19 protein-coding genes and 1 pseudogene are annotated in these 17449 nt (G+C 68.6%); 11 read left to right on the top strand and 9 right to left on the bottom strand.

What is annotated here, in order from left to right; genetic code table 11:
* Window positions 1–416 precede the first annotated feature (416 nt).
* The 4 genes from AB0I03_RS17700 to AB0I03_RS17685 all read right to left on the bottom strand — a co-directional run bounded on the left by AB0I03_RS17700 (window position 417) and on the right by AB0I03_RS17685 (window position 3173).
* Window positions 417–1376, bottom strand: coding sequence for an NlpC/P60 family protein (locus AB0I03_RS17700; protein ID WP_360413805.1), 960 nt, complete (start codon window positions 1374–1376; stop codon window positions 417–419).
* Window positions 1377–1454: 78 nt separating this feature from the next.
* Window positions 1455–1754 (bottom strand): thioredoxin family protein, encoded by a 300-nt coding sequence (locus tag AB0I03_RS17695; RefSeq protein ID WP_360413802.1) that lies wholly within the window; start codon window positions 1752–1754, stop codon window positions 1455–1457.
* A 136-nt stretch (window positions 1755–1890) separates the two neighbouring features.
* Window positions 1891–2817: a M56 family metallopeptidase gene (locus AB0I03_RS17690; protein WP_360413799.1), complete on the bottom strand. Its 927-nt coding sequence runs from the start codon at window positions 2815–2817 to the stop codon at window positions 1891–1893.
* On the bottom strand, window positions 2814–3173 hold the full coding sequence (locus AB0I03_RS17685) for a BlaI/MecI/CopY family transcriptional regulator (RefSeq protein WP_360413796.1): 360 nt from the start codon (window positions 3171–3173) through the stop codon (window positions 2814–2816). The genes AB0I03_RS17690 and AB0I03_RS17685 overlap by 4 nt, the downstream gene beginning before the upstream one ends.
* A gap of 108 nt (window positions 3174–3281) precedes the next feature.
* Here AB0I03_RS17685 and AB0I03_RS17680 point away from each other — a divergent pair.
* Window positions 3282–3524: pseudogene (locus AB0I03_RS17680) on the top strand (multicopper oxidase domain-containing protein); the annotation flags it as partial.
* Between the two features lie 61 nt (window positions 3525–3585).
* Here AB0I03_RS17680 and AB0I03_RS17675 read toward each other — a convergent pair.
* Both AB0I03_RS17675 and AB0I03_RS17670 read right to left on the bottom strand, forming a co-directional pair.
* Window positions 3586–4998, bottom strand: coding sequence for an MFS transporter (locus tag AB0I03_RS17675; protein WP_360413793.1), 1413 nt, complete (start codon window positions 4996–4998; stop codon window positions 3586–3588).
* A 136-nt stretch (window positions 4999–5134) separates the two neighbouring features.
* Entirely contained in the window at window positions 5135–5395 is a 261-nt protein-coding gene (locus AB0I03_RS17670) for a heavy-metal-associated domain-containing protein (protein WP_360413790.1), read from the bottom strand.
* A 162-nt stretch (window positions 5396–5557) separates the two neighbouring features.
* Between AB0I03_RS17670 and AB0I03_RS17665 the strand changes: the two genes are divergently transcribed.
* The 4 genes from AB0I03_RS17665 to AB0I03_RS17650 all read left to right on the top strand — a co-directional run bounded on the left by AB0I03_RS17665 (window position 5558) and on the right by AB0I03_RS17650 (window position 10014).
* Window positions 5558–6550 carry a helix-turn-helix transcriptional regulator gene (locus AB0I03_RS17665; protein ID WP_360413787.1) on the top strand — a complete coding sequence of 331 codons (993 nt, stop codon included), beginning with the start codon at window positions 5558–5560 and terminating at the stop codon, window positions 6548–6550.
* Between the two features lie 139 nt (window positions 6551–6689).
* Window positions 6690–7112 (top strand): hypothetical protein, encoded by a 423-nt coding sequence (locus tag AB0I03_RS17660; protein WP_360413784.1) that lies wholly within the window; start codon window positions 6690–6692, stop codon window positions 7110–7112.
* Window positions 7113–7183: 71 nt separating this feature from the next.
* The gene (locus AB0I03_RS17655) at window positions 7184–8698 is read left to right on the top strand and encodes a multicopper oxidase family protein (protein ID WP_360413781.1); all 1515 of its coding nucleotides are present in this window, start codon (window positions 7184–7186) and stop codon (window positions 8696–8698) included.
* A gap of 77 nt (window positions 8699–8775) precedes the next feature.
* On the top strand, window positions 8776–10014 hold the full coding sequence (locus AB0I03_RS17650; RefSeq protein ID WP_360413778.1) for an MFS transporter: 1239 nt from the start codon (window positions 8776–8778) through the stop codon (window positions 10012–10014).
* A gap of 53 nt (window positions 10015–10067) precedes the next feature.
* On the opposite strand, the gene AB0I03_RS17645 is transcribed toward AB0I03_RS17650, so the two are convergent.
* Window positions 10068–10481, bottom strand: coding sequence for a nuclear transport factor 2 family protein (locus AB0I03_RS17645; RefSeq protein WP_360413775.1), 414 nt, complete (start codon window positions 10479–10481; stop codon window positions 10068–10070).
* Window positions 10482–10564: 83 nt separating this feature from the next.
* Between AB0I03_RS17645 and AB0I03_RS17640 the strand changes: the two genes are divergently transcribed.
* A complete protein-coding gene (locus AB0I03_RS17640) occupies window positions 10565–11167 on the top strand; it encodes a TetR/AcrR family transcriptional regulator (RefSeq protein WP_360413772.1) in 603 nt (200 codons plus the stop codon).
* A gap of 15 nt (window positions 11168–11182) precedes the next feature.
* Here the strand turns inward: AB0I03_RS17640 and AB0I03_RS17635 are convergent, their stop codons facing one another.
* Window positions 11183–12043 (bottom strand): NAD(P)H-binding protein, encoded by an 861-nt coding sequence (locus AB0I03_RS17635; protein ID WP_360413769.1) that lies wholly within the window; start codon window positions 12041–12043, stop codon window positions 11183–11185.
* 255 nt (window positions 12044–12298) lie between these two features.
* Between AB0I03_RS17635 and AB0I03_RS17630 the strand changes: the two genes are divergently transcribed.
* On the top strand, window positions 12299–13729 hold the full coding sequence (locus tag AB0I03_RS17630) for an MFS transporter (protein WP_360413766.1): 1431 nt from the start codon (window positions 12299–12301) through the stop codon (window positions 13727–13729).
* Between the two features lie 13 nt (window positions 13730–13742).
* Entirely contained in the window at window positions 13743–14339 is a 597-nt protein-coding gene (locus AB0I03_RS17625; RefSeq protein WP_360413763.1) for a TetR/AcrR family transcriptional regulator, read from the top strand.
* A gap of 43 nt (window positions 14340–14382) precedes the next feature.
* Here the strand turns inward: AB0I03_RS17625 and AB0I03_RS17620 are convergent, their stop codons facing one another.
* Window positions 14383–14658 (bottom strand): YHS domain-containing protein, encoded by a 276-nt coding sequence (locus tag AB0I03_RS17620; RefSeq protein WP_360413759.1) that lies wholly within the window; start codon window positions 14656–14658, stop codon window positions 14383–14385.
* Window positions 14659–14759: 101 nt separating this feature from the next.
* Here AB0I03_RS17620 and AB0I03_RS17615 point away from each other — a divergent pair, with 101 nt between their 5' ends.
* From AB0I03_RS17615 to AB0I03_RS17605, 3 genes are all read left to right on the top strand, one after another.
* The gene (locus AB0I03_RS17615; RefSeq protein WP_360413756.1) at window positions 14760–15917 is read left to right on the top strand and encodes an NAD(P)/FAD-dependent oxidoreductase; all 1158 of its coding nucleotides are present in this window, start codon (window positions 14760–14762) and stop codon (window positions 15915–15917) included.
* A gap of 130 nt (window positions 15918–16047) precedes the next feature.
* On the top strand, window positions 16048–16443 hold the full coding sequence (locus tag AB0I03_RS17610; protein ID WP_360413753.1) for a hypothetical protein: 396 nt from the start codon (window positions 16048–16050) through the stop codon (window positions 16441–16443).
* A gap of 75 nt (window positions 16444–16518) precedes the next feature.
* Window positions 16519–17121, top strand: coding sequence for a DUF305 domain-containing protein (locus AB0I03_RS17605; RefSeq protein WP_360413750.1), 603 nt, complete (start codon window positions 16519–16521; stop codon window positions 17119–17121).
* Window positions 17122–17449 lie beyond the last annotated feature (328 nt).

Below are 17449 nucleotides of genomic sequence, written 5' to 3'. Positions count from 1 at the left end.
GATACGAGATCGGTGGGAGATCGATCCCTGGTGTCCACGGCGTCCGCAACCGGTGCGACCTGATCCGTGCAGTCCGCGAAGAGCGGGTCAGCTGCACCATCAGCGGGTGCGTCGGTCGCGGCGTCAGGGAGCGTCGCAAGGCCGCATGAATGGGCCCCGTGGTCGTGGGAGGGCGAGTCCGTGTGTTCTTGGTCGACCTCGTGGTCGTGTGAGGAGATCGCGTGCAGGTCGCTTTGCGGACCGAGCAGGTGACCGAGCGTGAGGAGTGCGGCGATTCCCACCAGCCAGAGCGCGAATCGCTTGCGGCCCAGTGGACACCTCGCATCGCTGACGGAAACCCGGCCGCCAGCGCCGATTGTGCCGACGGCACCCGCGACTGTAACACGCACCACGGTCTAGCGGCGGCTCGAGGAATGCTAGTGGAGGATGGTGGTCGCGCCGTACCAGACGTTGCCGTGGTCGAGTTCGACGACCTTGACAACCGTGCGGGAGTTCGGGGCGTGCACGATCAGGCCGTTGCCGATGTACATCCCCATGTGGGAGAGGTCGTTGTAGAACACCAGGTCGCCCGGTCGCAGCTCGTCGCGGCTGATGCTCGCGGTCTCGCCGTACTGGGCGGCGGCGTTGTGCGGCAGTTCGATCCCGATCTGCGCGTAGGCGCGCAAGATGAGGCCCGAGCAGTCGTAGGTGTCCGGTCCGGCGGTCCCCCACACGTACGGCTTGTCGACTTGGTCGAGCGCGAACGAGACGACCGCGTACTCGTCGTCGGTCATGTACGGCAGGTCGTAGTCGGTGATCGCGTCGCCCGCGGCGGCCTGCCACTCCTCTTCGAGGTCGGCCATCCGCGCGTTGAGCTCGTCCTGCTGCTGCTCCAGCTCGCCCTCCTGCTCGTCCAGGTCGACTTGGAGGTCGTTGAGAAGGTCGAGCTGGGCCGTGTACTCCTCGGAGGCGGTCCGCAGTTCGTCCATGAGGTCGAAGTTGTAGAGGTTCGCCGAGTTGAGCCGATCGAGGCGCTCGACGAACGCGTCAGGGGAACCCGATTCCAGCAGCAGCGCGGCGTCGCCGATCCCCTGATCGACGTAGGTCGCGGTGATGTAGTCGGCGAGCTGTTCGCGCAGCGAGTCGAGGTCGGACTCGGCCGCGTCCAGGGACTCCTGGGTCAGTGCGATCATGTCGCGGTTGTCCTGCGCTTCCTGCGCCAGTTGGTTGTACTCCTCGACGGCCGCGGTCAGGTTCGCCTCGGTCTCCTCGATCTCGTCGTTGATCTCCGAGGTATCCCGTTGGGCCCAGGCGGGGGCCGAGCTGACTGCGGAGACAAGGAGGCCGCCGATTACGGCGACAGAAGTCCATTTGCGAGGTATCGACGACGACTTCATGAGCGGAGTGCTCCTTCGAGGATGTCGGGGTGCAACGCAGGCACACGGCGGACGGGAGCCGAAGGGCTCGTCATGGGCCTAGCGCCGCTGATCGACGGGAGGCAGCGCAGGTACTGCATGGCCGATCGGCCGGATCGACGCCAGGGTCATGCGGAGCCGGCCTTCGTCCACCTCACCGCAGCTGAACAGCACGCCATCGAGGAGCAGACCTGGGGTGGTCAGGATCGCGTGTTCGGCTGCGAGCCTTCGGCCCTCGTCGCTTGCGAGGGCGATCTCGGTGACGGTGAGCTCGAACTCGGCCGACAGGTAGTGGAGCACCTCTTTGGCCCGGTCGCAGGAGTCGCTACGCGGCTCGGTGACGAGGGTCATCTCGGTCATCGGCCGGTCCCGTTCGGCGCCTGCATCGTCCGCGGCGGTTCGACCATCGCAGCTCTCTCCATCCAGCCATTCACTACTAGGCAGGATAGTAGTTAAACGCGAGGGCCGCCACCCCCATAGGGGGACGAGCTCGTTTCTAGCAACAGGCGAACCCGACTGCGGTGAGGATCGGGGCGGCGAGGACCAGCACCGGCGCGGCCACCGCGGCGGCGTTGCCGCCGAGAATCGTGCCCACTCCCGCCGGCCCGGGCGCGGCGGGAGCGTCGAGCAGGCGTTCGATGCGTGCGACCGTGTCGCCGCCGCTGGCGGCCAGCGCCTCGACCGGGGCCTGGGCGGTGGCGACGCTCAGGAGACTGCGGGCGAGGGTGCCGCGAGAGGCACTGCGCGCGGCGGCGTCGTCGGCAGCGAGTTCGACGAGATGCCCGATGCGTTCGGGCAGGTGCGCGAACAGCGGCAGTCGCCCGAAGGCGCGCCGCCCGATCTGGGCGAGCGCCACGAGCAGGTGATGGCGGCCGGCGAGGTGGGCGCGTTCATGCGCGAGCACGGCGTTCAGCTCGGGCCGGTCGAGTAGCGCGAGTGCGCCGGAGGTGACGGCGATCAAGCCGCCCTTCCCGGGGATGCAGTAGGCGGCGGGGCGCTCGGATTCGACCACGATCGCACCGAGGTGGCTGTCTCGGGGCGCGCTCGCCAGTGCGCGACGCAGGCGGGACCGCTCGGCGGTCGTTGCACGCGCCACCAAAGCGCCGGCCGCCAGAATCCAAAGCGGCACAACGCAGGTCAGCGCTGCGGCGGCAACCGCGATGACCGGACCGGCGATGGGACCATGCAACTCCCGAAGGGCGGAGATGCAGTGCTGGACCGCTTCGGCAGCGAACACCTCGGTCGGTCGCATGATCGCCGCTCCCGCGAGCACGAGTGCGAGGACGAACGAGACGGCGAGAGCGAACCAGGTGGTGATCGCCAAGCGCGGCAAGGCCACCGGCCAAACAGCCCGGTCCATCAGCCGCGGACCGACAATGACGAGCAGCGCCGCATACGCGAGGAGGATCAGCGCCGCGGTCACTGCCGCTCCTCGGCGTCGAGGAGCTCGCGCAGGCGCGCCAGTTCGTCAGGGCTGATCTTGCCGATGAAACGCAGCAAGGTGGCGCTGCGGTCGGAGGAGGATTCGAGGACAGCGGCCATGGCATCGGCGTCGAACTCCTCGCGCGACTGTGCGGGCCGGTAGGCCCACGCCCGGCCGGCGCGTTCGCGAGTGACGATCCCCTTGCGGTGGAGGTTGTCCAGGACTGTCATGACGGTGGTGTAGGCCGGCTCCGGATCGCGGTGGAGCGCGCCGAGCACGTCGCGGACGGTGGCAGGGTCGGACGCCGACCACAGGACCGTCATGATCGCGGCTTCCAGCTCGCCGAGTCTGGGCATGGGGACCTCCCTCTCGGCATGAACCCTATCCCCCGATGGCGGTTGCCATCTACTATTTATGATAGTAGTAATTGACGCTGCGGCTCCACTGATCAATCGGATCGCGGTGCTGCGGATCGGGTGCGGCTGCGCTTCGTCAACGACGGGCGCATGTGGCACCCGATGCACCTGCACGGCCATACCTTCGCGCTCGCCGACACCGGCCTGCGCATGGACACCGCGACCGTCCTAACGAGATGGACCCTGGCAGTCGACTTCGACGTGGTCAACCCCGGCAGGTGGATGGTCCACTGCCACAACCTGTACCACGGCGAGGCCGGGATGATGGCCGTCATCGGATACCGGGACTGACGACGAGGCGGGGCCGGGCGGCATCGATGCCGCCCGGCCCCGCCTGTTTCCTGATTCAGGTTCAAGCGGCAGTGGCCACCTCCACCCTGCTCCGGCGCACCGTCGCCACGGCCACGACAGCCGCCGCGAGAGCCACCGCCGCGGCGGCGATGAAGGCCGCCGAGTATCCGTCGGTCAAGGCGACCGGGTCGCCGAGTTCGTTGGCGCCGAGCGGGACCGCGATGGCGGTGACGGCGGCGAGGCCGAGCGCGGAGCCGATCTGGTAGCTCGTGTTCACGATCCCCGAGGCGAGGCCGCCCTGTTCGGGGGCGGCGCTGGAGATGGCCATCTGCAGCGACGGGATGAACGCGAGCGACATGCCGAGTGCGGCGACGAGCGAGGCCGGGAGCACGTCCGCCGCGAACGTCCCGTCAGGACGGATGAGCGAGAGCCAGCCCAGACCCGCCGCGAGGAGGACCAGGCCGGTGACGATCATCGCCTTGGGTCCGAACTTCGCCGTCAGGCGCGGTGAGATGACGACCATGCCGATCATGATGAGCGCGGTCATCGGCAGCAGCGCCGCCCCAGAGGGGAAGGCCGAGTAACCGAGGACCTGCTGCAGGTACAGGTTCAGGAAGAACCACATCGGGATCCACGCCGCGCCGAGCAGCGCCTGGGCGAGGTTGGCCGCGCCCAGGTTCGCGGCGCGGAAGATCGCGAGCGGCATGAGCGGTTCGCGGCGCTTGGCCTGCACGGTGAAGAAGACCGCGAGCAGCGCCGCGGCTGCGATGAGGACACCCCAGGTCTGGGCCGAGGCCCAGCCGACTTCGGGTGCCCGCACGATCGCGAAGACGAGGCCGCCGAGGCCGAGCGTGGCGGTGGCCGCGCCGAGCCAGTCGATCGATCCGCGCGTGCCCGCGCTGCCGGGCAGGAGCGCCGGTGCGGCGGCCACGGCCAGGACCGCGATGGGGAGGTTGATGTAGAACACCCAGGGCCAGGAGGCGTACTCGGTGATGACACCGCCGAGGAAGACCCCGGCGGTGCCGCCGGCCGGGGCGGCCGCGCCGTAGACCGCGAAGGCCTTCATGAGCTCTTTCGGGTTGGCGCCGAATAGCATCATGAGCAGGGTGAGGGCCGAGGGTGCGATGAGCGCCGCGCCAACGCCTTGCGCGGCGCGTCCGGCCAGTTCGACGGCCACGTTGCCGGCGAGGCCCGCCGCGAGTGATCCGATGCCGAGGATGATCCAGCCGAGGCTGAAGACCCGGCGGGCGCCGAGGAGGTCGGAAAGGCGGCCGCCGAGGAGCAGCAGCCCGCCGAAGACGACGACGTAGGCGTTGAAGACCCACGAGAGGTTCTCGGGGGTGAAGCCGAGGTCGGCCTGCATCTTCGGCAGGGCGACGCCGATGATCGAGGTGTCCATGATGACCATGAACTGGGCGAGGGCGATGAGCCAGAGGGCGAGCCAGCGTCGTGATGCCGGTGGGGTCGTTGACATATCACTTGCTCCTATACCGGTGGGGGGTATAGCGCGGACGCGCTGTACCCGTTCGAGGCAAACCGTTCCGGGGGCCCGGAGCGGTGGCGGCCCGGGTGGGCCGCGCGCTATTTCTAACATACCCCCGGGGGGTATATCAAGCCATCATCGACGGTGACCCTGCGCACTCCGGTTCCCGCTCCCAGCCGGCCTCCCACAGTTCGTCGGCCACTGACTCGGCCACGTGCAGCGCGTCCACCAGCACATGCACCTGCCCGCTATCGGGCGTGACGTCGACGTTCATCACCCCGACCACGCCCCGCAGGCGCGACTGAAGGCGCGCAACGCAGTGCGCGCACGTGCCTGCACTGAGCGAGGTGAGCCGGAAGGCCACCAGGCTGTAGTCGACCACGATCATGTCCATCTCCTCCAATGGGAAGACCCACGTGTACACATACCCACCATGGGTATCGTTGGGAACTCCTGCGCCAATGTTGGCCGCCACCGGAGCTCGCATCCACGTATCTGCCTGTCCGGTCCCCGCCATGGCTGGAACCGGACAGCGATACGAAGGAGTCCAATGGATTCACAGAAGCTCGACCAGCCCGAGGCTAAGGCCGCCCAAGAGGTGTACCGACTCATGAGGACCAATTGCGCGACCCTTGAGCAGGCGGTCGCGCAAGCCGGGCTGCCCGGCACCGATCTGCCCCTCGTGCGAGGCCACCTCATCGGCCTGGGGCTGCTCGACGGCACCGCCGAGGTCGCCATGGATGCGGCTTCCGCGCTGAGCCGCATGCTCGGCGAGGGCCGCGACCGGCTCGCCGAAGCGCTGCAGGCGGTCGCCGAACGCCAAGGCGCCGCACTCGACTTGGCTGAGCACTACCTCCGCCTCGCCGACGATGCGAAGCCTAGGCCCGACATCGAGATCCTGCGGCGGGACGAGCGCTTCCGCCCCCGCATCGAGGCGGTGCTCGACGAGCTCGCGGGTGGCTGCCGCCGCGAGCACGCGCAGATGCACCCGCACGTGGTCTGGTCTCCCGCTGATTTCGAAGCCTCCCTGCGGCGCGACAAGGTCCTGGCCGGCCGCGGAATCGGCTTCCGGTCGATCTACTCCCAGCTAACCCTGCGCGGCAAGGTGATCCAGCCGCTCATCGAGCGGAAAGTCGAACTCGGCGGCCAGGTCAAGGCCGCCCCGCTGGTGCCCGTCCGGATGGTCGTCTACGACCGGGAGCAGGCCATCATCGACTTCCCGCCAGACCCGGGCATCGGTGCGATCGTGGTGCGCGATCCGATGCTGGCCGCGCCGCTCGCGGCGTTCTTCGACTATTGCTGGACGACGGCGTCCGGCATGGACGACGTGCTGCGCGGCAGCGATGACACCGGCCTGAGCGACCAGCAGCGGGCCGTGGTGCGGATGCTCGCGTCCGGCGCAAAGGACGAGGCGATCGCCCGCAGCCTGGGCGTGTCGGTCAGGACGGTGACCAGAATCGTGGCCGACCTGACGGCGCAGCTCGGGGCCACCAGCCGCTTCCAGGCCGGCGTCCAGGCCGCCCGCCTCGGATGGCTCGACTGAGCGATACCCGTCAGCGTTGCGAACATATACCCCCGCCCGGTATAGTGACCGAAGTGAAGGTGTCCCATGCTCACAGCATTCCAGCAGACGCCTCCTGGGTGGAACTCCGCTTACCTCGCTTGAATACCAGGGTGATGCCATGGCTCGCACGATCGCGCGTACCGCGCTGATCGCGGTGCTCTTGGTGTGCCTGCTGGCCATGTTCTCGTGGGGCCACCGCGGGCATTCCGACGACATCGAGGCCCAGGCGGACTCGGTCTCGGCGATGGCGCACCACCACGCGGGCATGCCCCACCACGGCCAGGAAGAATCCGACCCGGAAGGCGATGAGAGCCGAGGCGGGATGCTGTCCTTGTTGGGCGTCATGGTCCTGTGCGGCGGAATGCTAATCAGGATCGTCGTGGAATTCCTGCGCCCGCTGCTCTTCCGGGTGCTCGCTGCCTTTGTGGTGTCTGCTGCTGCGATCGTGGCCGATCCCGTTCGAAGCCGATGGCGCCCAATACCTTCCAGGCTCAGGCCGACTTCGCTGCTGCTCAATCGGATCGCGGTGCTGCGGATCTAGATTCGGCCCCCGCCTGGGGATAAGTCGCCGAATCAGCATCCATAGCAACGCCATCCGAAAGGCAATCCATCATGCGTGCACTGACACGTCGATCCGTGCTGCGCGGCGGAGCCGCCGCGCTCCCCGCCGCCGCTCTCGCCGCCTGCACCGACAGCGAGCCGGCCACCCCGTCATTCGTCGCCCCCGACTCCGAACGGGTCGCCGCGGCCGAGGCCGCCCGCAACCCCGGCCCCGTCCGGGAGTTCCAGCTGGGCCCCGTCGCCACCGAAGTCGATCTCGGCGGCCTCATCGTCCCCACCTGGTCCTACGGCGGCCGGATCCCCGGCACGCCGATCCGGGTGTCCAAGGGCGAACAGGTCAAGGCGGTCGTGGCCAACGGCCTGCCCGAAGCCACCACCGTGCACTGGCACGGCCTCCAGATGCGCTGCGACGCCGACGGCGTCCCCGACCTCACCCAGGCGCCAATCGAGCCCGGCGCGACGTACACCTACCAGTTCACCGCGCCTGATGCGGGCACGTACTGGTTCCACCCGCACATGGGCACCCAGCTCGACCGCGGGCTCTACGCCCCGATGATCGTCGACGACCCCGACGAGGCCGTCACCTGGGACCTGGAGTGGACCGTCGTCCTCGACGACTGGATGGACGGCGTCACCGGCACCCCCGACGACGTCCTCGCCGAACTCGCCCAAGGCATGGACATGGACGAGGTCGGCTCCGGCGGCGGCCACGACGGCCACGGCCAAGCCCCCACCAGCGACTCGTTCCTCCTGCACGGCGCCGAGTCGGACCTGCTGGGCGCCGACGCCGGGGACGTCCGCTACCCGCACCACCTCGTCAACGGCCGCGTCCCGGCCGACCCCGAGGTATTCGCGGCCGAACCCGGTGCGCGCGTGCGCATCCGGATCATCAACGCCGGAGCCGACACCGCCTACCGGGTGGCGCTCGCCGGGCACCGGCTCACCGTCACGCACACTGACGGGTTCCCCTGCGAGCCGGTCGATGCCGACGCGATCCTGATCGGCATGGGCGAGCGGTACGACGTCATCGTCACCCTCGACGACGGGGTTTTCGCCCTGGTGGCCGAGGCCGAAGGCAAGAACGCCCGCGGCAGGGCCCTCGTCCGCACCGGCACCGGCGAGGCCCCGGCGGCCGACTTCGCGCCGACGGAGCTGACCGGGCACGTCCTCTCCTACACCGAACTCGCTCCGGCGGACCCGGTCGTGCTGCCTGCCAAGGCACCCGACCGCATCATCGACCTGGAGCTGACCGGCTCGATGGAGGCGTTCGACTGGGCGATCAACGGCCGCCCGCACGACCTCGCCAACCCGTACCCGGTCGAGGAGGGCGAACGGGTCCGGCTGCGGTTCATCAACGGCGACGTCATGTGGCACCCCATGCACCTGCACGGCCACACCTTCGCCCTCGCCGACACCGGCCTGCGAAAGGACACCGCGATCGTCCTTCCCGGACAGACCCTCGAAGTCGACTTCGACGCGGTCAACCCCGGGATGTGGATGCTCCACTGCCACAACCTCTACCACGGCGAAGTCGGCATGATGGCCGCCCTCGGATACCTCGCCTAGCGAGGCGCCAGGCCCGGCAGGCTTCGGCCTGCCGGGCCTCCCCCGCAGACGCACCTCCAGATTCCGAAGGCACCGCCATGCACACTTCCCGCACCCCAGTCCTCGCCAAACTCCTCGTCGCCGGCGCAGGGATCATGAGCCTCGCCAACTCGGTGACGATCCCGTTCCTCGCGATCTTCCTGCGCCGCGAACTCGGCCTCGAACCGCCGGCCGTCGGCCTGGTCATCGGGTCCTCGGTGTGCTTCTCCATCGCCGCTGGGTTCTTCGGTGGGGCCCTGTCCGACCGCTTCGGCCGCGTCCCAGTGCTGCTCACCGGGCTCGTCGGCGTAGTCGTCTCGTTCGCCGGGTTCGCCGCCGCAGAGCACTTGGCGACCGTCATAGCCTGCAATGCGGCGCTGGCGTTCTCCAGCAGCGTCTTCGCCCCGGTGAGCAAGGCGCTCTTGGGCGACCTGCTCACCGAAGGCACCCGGGTGCGATGGTTCTCCCACCAGTACCTAGCCACCAACGCCGGCTACGCCGTCGGCCCACTCTTGGGCGTCGCCCTCGGACTCTCCGGCGCCCGCATCGCGTTCGCCACTGCTGCAGTCACCTATGGCCTCTACCTCGCGGCACTCGCCCTCGCCGCCCACCGCGCCCCGGCCGCTCCCGCCACGGTCGACGACCTGCCAGCGGCCGGGCGACTACTCGGGAGCCTCCGAGCCGTCGCCACCGACCGCCGCCTACTGATCCTCCTGGTCGCGGGATTGCTCCTGGAGTCGGTGCAGCTGCGCATCTCCGCGCTGCTCGCCCAAGACCTCGACATCAGCTTCGACAACGGCGCGCAGATCCTCGCCGCGGTCATGACCGCCAACGCAGTCACGGTGGTCGCCTTCCAGTTGCTCGCCGCCCGGTTCGTGCTGCGGCTTGAGGCGGTCACCGCCATCACCGTCGGGGGCCTGCTGCTGTTCGCGGGCATGGCCGGCTTCGCGTTCTCGACCACCCTGTGGCACTTCGTGGCTGCGATGGTGGTGTTCAGCCTCGGCGAGGTCTTCATCGTGCCCTCCGAGTTCGCCCTCATCGACCGCATCGCCCCGCCCGCAGCCCGCGGCGCCTACTTCGGCGCGCAGTCCTTCACCCAGTTCGGCGGCTTCGCAGGGCCCTTCCTCGGCGGCCTGCTTCTCGCCGAGTGGGACGGCACGGTCATGTACCTCGGCGTCGGCGCCCTGGCGCTCGCCGCCGTCGCGGTCTATCTCGCCGCCGGCCACAGGATCACCGGTCTTCGACGCAATCCCAAAGGCGCTGAGTCGAGAGCTACGGGTCGGCCGGGCGGGCGTTAGGTCCGAATCGCAGGTGGTCGAGTGCAGCCAGGTTCACCACTGCGCGCTCGGTTTCAGTCGTCGCTTCCGGCCTTCTTCAGGTCCGGCAGCGCCCGCGTCAGCTGACGTGCTTCCGCCAGTCGGCCGTCTGGAGTGAACCGCCCGAAGAAGTGAACCTCGGTGGCGATGGCCGAGCCTTTGCGCATCTGGGCGTGAATGGTGAACCGGGCGGCGAGCCGCTCACCGTCGGCGACCGCCTCATGGACCTCGAAGCGGCCCTCGACCAGGTTCTTTCGGACCGGCTTGATGTGCGCGAGAAGCTTCTCGTAGTCGAGTCGGATGCCGTCGGCGTACTGGACGATGTCAGGCGTGTAGAAGCGGTCCATGGCAGGACCGGGATCCCCCTCGCCGTGCACGACCTCGTCGGTGAAGTCGGTGAAGAAATCGCCGATGAACTGCTTCGGGTCGGTTTCCTGCATTGCGGTCATGTCGATTCCCATCACGTCGAAGCGCCTAAGTTTGACACTTTGTAAGATATAACTTCGATGGTAATCTTGACAAGGTGTCAAACTTGAAAGATTCCGCGCGCAACCGACGGAGCAGGGCCGACGCCGCCCGCAATCGCGAAGCAGTCCTTGACGCGGCGACCCGCTTGCTCGACCGGGACCCTGGCATCAGCATGGAGGCGCTCGCCAGCACCGCCGGTGTCACCCGTCAGACCGTGTACGCCCACTTCGCCTCCCGCGAAGAACTGCTCGCTGCAGCGCTCGACCGGATCACCGACGAGGCTGTGGCAGCCATGGACGCCGCCGATCTCGACCGAGGGCCCGCCGCGGCAGCGCTCGTCCGGCTAATCGAGGCTGGAGACGAAGTGGCCCAGCGCTATCCCGGGCTCGTGGGACTGGCTGCCCCCCTTGCCGACACCGAAACGGATCTTGCCCGGCACTCGCCGGTCGTCGACCGCATCATGCAAGTCATCCGCCGAGGACAAGCCACCGGCGAGTTCGACCCGCAGGCCCCGCCCGAATGGCTGGCAGCAGCTGTCATTGCGCTCGGCCACGCGGCAGGGCGGGAAGCCGCCACAGGCCGCTTGACCTCGACGCAATCGCAGGAAGCACTCCGAGTCAGCCTGATGCGCATTCTCGACGTGAAGAGCCAGAGTCCTGAAGACTGACATCGGAACCGGTCATCACGTTGACGCCTCGAAGGCGGCGGCGTGGTCGGTGATCCAGTCGCGGTAGGAGCGGGCTGGGCGACCCAGAATTCGCGGGATCTCGTCGGTGAGTTCCGGAGCCTGGCCGTCGAACGCGGCGAAGCGCGCGACGAAAGATGCCGCCAGCTCGGGCGGCAGGCCCATCGCCGCAACGCGGCCGACGAAATCGACCACGGTCAACTCCCGGTAGTGGAGCGTCCTCCCGGTCACGTTAGCAATGACCCGCACCATCTCGGTGTGCGTGAGCGATTCGGGTCCTGTCAGGACCGGCCTGCGCCCGAGCAGGTCGTCGGCGGTGATCGCGTGTGCGGCGACTTCCGCGACATCGCGCGGATCTACGACGGCCTCGGCGAAGTCGGCGTAGGGCCATTCGACGGTGTCCCCGAGTCGCAGCTGGCCGGCCCACAGCGGGACCGCCATGCTGGCGTAGACCTGGGGGCGCAGGCTGACCCATTCCAGCCCGCTGGCCTCGACCGCCGCCTCGCATTCGCGGTTGCGGTCGCCGATGTACCGCGAGGGCTGGAGCGCGAGGTCTTGCTCGACGTTGTAGGCCGCCAGCGCGACCAGCCGGTTCACGCCGCGCCGCTTCGCGAGGTCCGCGAACTCGCTGGAGGCGTCCCGGATCGCGGTGGAGTTGAGGAACACCGCCCGCACGCCCGCCAGATGCGCGGCGATCGACTCGGGCTGCGACGGATCGCCCGCGACGACCTCGACTCCGGAAGGAAACCTCGCCCGCGAAGGGTCGCGAGTGAGGGCCCGCACCGGTACCCCGCGCGCGGCCAGCGCCGCCACCAGCGGTCGGCCGACGGTGCCCGTGGCACCCGTTATGAGGATCATGTCGTTCTCGCTTCCGTCGCTTGATCTTTCGATGCATCGCAAGCCTGTCGCGTTGCGGCGCGGCACACATCGAGCCGAGGACGGCATTCGCGGCTACGACCGTGGTCGCACCGGCGGCGAGGCATGCCCCGGTGGGCGTAGGCCGACGGGCGCTCGCTGACACCGACACCGCTAACTTGAACACGCATGTTTGAGTTCCTTCGAAATCCGGGTACGCTCGAACTCGTACATCAATGTTCGAGTTAAGGAGTGATCGTGTCCGCGATCCACCACCCCGAAACCTCCAGCGAGGCGCCGCCGCTACCACGGCGCTGGCTCATGCTCGCCCTGCTGTGCACCGCGCAGGCGATGCTCATCATCGACATCACCGTCGTCAACATCGCGCTGCCGACGATCGGCGCCGAACTCGGCCTCGACCGGGAGGCCCTGACCTGGATCGTCACCGGCTACACACTGGTCTTCGGCGGCCTCATGCTCCTCGGCGGGCGTCTGGCCGACCTCTTCGGGCGCCGCCGCCTGCTCCTCACCGGCCTGGCCCTGTTCACCGCGGCTTCGCTGGCTGCGGGCCTCGCGCAGACCGGACCGGTCCTGCTCGGCGGCCGGCTCGCCCAAGGCCTCGGTGCGGCCCTCATGGCGCCCGCGATCCTCTCCACCGTCACCACCGCCTTCCATGGCGCCGAACGCCACCGCGCGCTGGGACTGCTGTCGGCGATCGCCGGAGGCGGCGCGGCCCTCGGCGTCCTCATCGGCGGCGTGCTCACGGCCGGGCCCGGCTGGCAGTGGATCTTCTACATCAACGTCCCCATCGGGGCGGTGATCCTGGCGCTGCTGCCGGGCATACTCCCCGTCGACACCCCCGCGTCGCAACGCGAGCGCGTCGACGTGCCCGGCGCACTGCTCGTCACCGCCGCCACCGCCGCGCTCATCTTCGGCCTGGTCCGGGCCGGCGACGACGGGTGGACCTCGGCCGTGACGCTCACGTCGCTTGCCGCCGCGGTCGTGCTCTACGCCGTCTTCGCCCTCGTCGAGCGGCGCACCGCCGCGCCGCTCATGCGTGTGGCGCTGCTGGCCCGCCGCACCGTCGTCACCGGCGCGTTCCTGATGCTCATGGCGACCGCGCTGCTCATCTCGTTCTTCTTCCTCGGCTCGCTGTACCTCCAGGACTTCGCCGAGTACTCCGCGCTGCGCACCGGTCTGCTGTTCCTGCCAGTCGCCGTCGCAACCACGATCGGCGCGCAGCTGGCCGCGCATCTCATCGGGAAGACCGGGCCCCGGCCGATCGCCGTGGCCGGGATGGTGCTCGCCGCTGCCGCGTCCGGTTGGCTGGCGATGCTGGAGGACCACAGCCGATCTGCCTCGGTAGTCGCAGGCCTTGCGTTGGGGGCGTTCGCGCTCGGCACGCTGTTCATCACCGCCAACGCCACGGCATTGTCGCGTGTGGACCCCCATGAGGCCGGTGTCGCTTCGGGGATGGTCACCACCTTCCACGAACTCGGCGGATCCGTGGGCGTCGCGGTGATGTCGACCGTTGCGGCCGCGAGCATCGGCGCGAGCATCCCCACCCTCTCGGGGTTCACCGACGCGTTCCTGGTCTGTGCGGTCGCCTCCGGCGTTGCCGCACTCGTCGCGCTGGTCCTTGTACCCGCAGGGAAGGTCGAGACCAGCGGCGGCCCCCACGGCCACTAGCTACCCTTCAGGCATGGCCGACGGCAAGACCACCGCGTCGGCACGGCGGCCCAGCGGTCGCCGTGCCGACGCCCAGCGCAACATCGACAAGATCCTCGACTCGGGGCTCAAGCTCTACAGCTCCCGACCGGGAGTGAGCGTCGCGGAGGTCGCCGAAGCCGCAGGGGTCGGGCGCGTGACCCTCTACGGTCACTTCCCCTCACGGACCGAACTCGCCAAAGCCCTCATGGAGCGGGCATTCGAAGAGACCAATGCGGCTTGGGAGGCCGTCGACACCGACGGTCCCGCGGAGGACGCGCTCGAACGGATCCTGCGCCAGCAGTGGTACCTCATGGAGCGCAACCGGAACCTACGCGACAACATCATCGGCGACGTGTCCCCGCAATGGCTTCGCTCTCGCCACGACCCGATCCTGGAGCGCATCGAAGCGCTCATCATCCGCGGCCAGGACGAAGGCGCCTTCCGCACCGACCTGCCGCTGTCGTGGCTGATCACGGCGCTATACAGCCTGGTCCACGCCGCCGCCGACGAGATCACCGCCGGTCACCTCACCCCCGAGCAGGCGCCGGACACCCTCGTCGCCAGCCTGCGATCCCTCTACCGGCCGTAGGAAGAGCCCGTAGCGCAATGCACTACGGGCCCTCGGGTTCCGCTCAGGCAGCGGCGGTCGCGTACTTGGCCGGGTCGGCGTCGAAGAGCGGGCCGCAGGCGTCGCAGCACAGCCAGTACCGCTGACCTTCGTAATCGCGGAACAGGCCCGCCGCTTCAGCGTCGGCCTTCACGACAGTGCTGCCGATCATGACGGGACATTCAGCGATCGCGTCAGCCCCTGCGTCGGCGACCTGCTCTGCCGAGGCACCGTGCCCGTGGCAGTGGTCCGCAGCCTGCTCGGGCTCGTCGTGACCGTGGTGGTGGTCGTGCTCAGACATCGGAACTCCATTCACTCGACATACCCCCTCGGGGTATGTTCGATTGTCATGTATACCCTACGGGGGTATCTCTTGTAAATCCTCCTCGGAAGGAGTCCGCGATGCGCGAGCGCACGATCGCGATCGTCGGCGGCGGTGCGGCCGGGAATGCCGCCGCCCGGACCCTCGTCGGCCACGGATTCGAAGGCCGGGTCCTGATCATCGGCGAGACAGGGGTCGCACCGTACAACCGCACGCTTGTCGACAAGGGTCTGATGACCGGCCTTCTGACTGCCGAGCAGACGGCGCTGCCGCCGGCCGAAGGCGCCGAGCGCTTGCTCGACACGGCCCTCGGCTTCGATGCCTCCGGTTCGTCGGTCCGCCTGGCTTCTGGCGTCGAAGTGCACTTCGATGCTGCGATCGTTGCTACCGGCAGCCGACCCAGGTTGCTCGACACGGCGATTCCAGGGCTCGCCCACGCCGTCGCGGCAGGGCGAGTGACCACGCTCCACTCCGCACGGGACGCCGAGGCCATCCGCGACAGCCTCAGTTCCGGGCCCCACCGCGTCTCGATCCTCGGCGCGGGACTCGTCGGCTCAGAGGCGGCGAGCCTGCTCCGCGAAGCAGGCCACCAGATCACCCTCATCGCCCGGGCCCGGACCCCGCTCGTGCCGGTGCTCGGACGCGCGATCGCCGAGCACGTCGCCGACCTCCACCGCAGGCACGTCACGACCCGCTTCGGGCGCACCGCCGCCGCCTTCAAACCCCGCTCGGACCGAGTCGACATGCTGCTTGACGATGGTGAGGCCATCGAGTCGGACCTGGTGATCGTGGCCCACGGAACGGTTCCATCAGCACCCGCCCCGCTTGCGGGCCGAGGTCTCGTCGTCGACGATCGGCTCCGCCTCGAGGGCGAGGCATCGGTCTATGCCGCGGGCGGAGTGGCCGTGCTTCCCTTCAGCGACGGTCGACGTCTTCGAATCGACCATTGGGATGACGCCGCGGCACAAGGCGCCCATGCGGCCCGATCACTGCTCCACGATCTGGGTCGGATCGGCGACCCAGGCCCGTATGGGCCGAGCAGCCGCTTCTCGATCCGCACCCACGGCACCACCATCGCGGGCGCGGGCATTGCCGTGCCCGATGCGGTCGAGCGCACCGCCTCGGAAGAACCCCTGATCACCGTCTTCGAAACCGCGGAGGGCACGTCGACCGGCGTAGTCGGCGTGAATGCTGCTCGCCAGATCCATGGCTGGAGCACGAAACTGCATCGGCCATGATCCGTGGCGGCCTCAGGTCCCGCACGGCACCCTCAGCCGGTGAATTACCATGAGCGCGTCCTCCCCTGCCGAGCCGTGACTCCCGCAGGGACCATGTAGCCCTTCCACGGGCTTCAGGAAGGCTGGCGTCTTGACCTGGTTGCGAGCGCTCTGGAAGGCCACGCTCATCGTGGTGGCCGTCGGGGTCGCGCTCATGCACACGACCGGGCACGCCTGCACCGACAATGTCTGCCACTCGGGGACGTCCTCGGCCGCAGCGGTATCCGATCCGCACGCCGCACCCGCCGAAAGCGAAGACCACCACGACCACCCGATGGGCGCCGGCATGAACCCCATGCAGGTGTGCATGGCGATCCTCACCGGGCTCGCTTTGGCGGTGTCGCTGTGGGCGATCTGGCGGCTCGCCCGGATGGCCTCCGACAGCCACCTCGTGCTGCGCCTTGGTCGCGTCGCATGGGATGTGCCGGTCTCGCTTCCCCCCGGAGGCAGACTGTCCTACATGGAACTCTCGGTGTTCCGCATTTAGGCCGAACCGCTGGTCCCCGGACCGCTTCGACCCTTCCATGCGACAACACCGTTTCGACAGGAGAGTTTCCAGACCATGAGCAAGACCTTCACCGTGCGCCGCGCACTGTCCGCCGGCATCGCCGCGTTCGCCGCACTGTCCATCGCCGCCTGCTCCGACAGCGGCGACGAGGGCGGCCACGACATGGACTCCATGAACTCGGAGTCCGAGTCCACCGAGGCCGAATTCAACGATGCCGACATCACCTTCCTCCAGATGATGATCCCTCACCACGAGCAGGCCATCGAGATGGCGGACCTCGCCCAGAGCCAGGCTGCCGACGCCGAAGTCATCGAGCTCGCCGGTCAGATCGCCGCGGCCCAGCAGCCGGAGATCGACGAGATGACCGGACTGCTCGAGGAGTGGGGCGAGCCGACCGAGATGGAGGGCCACGAGGGCATGTCCATGGGCGGCATGGCCACCGAGGAACAGATGGCAGAACTCCAGGCCGCGCAAGGCGCCGACTTCGATCGGCTGTTCGTCGAGCTGATGATCGCCCACCACGAGGGCGCCGTCACCATGGCCGAAGAGCACCACGCCGAGGGCCAGAACGCTGACGCCGCTGCGATCGCCGACGCGGTCATCGAAACGCAGACCGCCGAGATCGCGACCCTGCAAGAGATCCAGGCGCGGCTGTAACCGCATGGACCGAGGGCTCGAGTCGGTGAAAACCGGCTCGAGCCCTCGGCCCCGAGCAACCAGCTCGCCCCAGGCCGACCGGAATCCGATCGGTCACGCATCCGGGCCGAATTGAGGACGTCTGGCGGGCATGCGCTCCTCCTGAATTCGTGGGGAACCCGGATACCGTACTACTATTCATGTTAGTAGAGTTGCGGTGCGCGTATCTCGAGACCGAGAGCCGGGTCATCGTTTCCGGCAGCACTCCCCGGGAATACGACCGGGAGTGTGATGGTTGAATCGGCTTGTCAGATACCCCCATGGGGTATATTCTCTGACCGAGAAACAA

Source organism: Glycomyces sp. NPDC021274 (assembly GCF_040641195.1).
GTDB lineage: Bacteria > Actinomycetota > Actinomycetes > Mycobacteriales > Micromonosporaceae > Glycomyces.
Note: the sequence above shows the minus strand (reverse complement) of the source record. Positions and strands in the feature narration are given on the sequence as shown.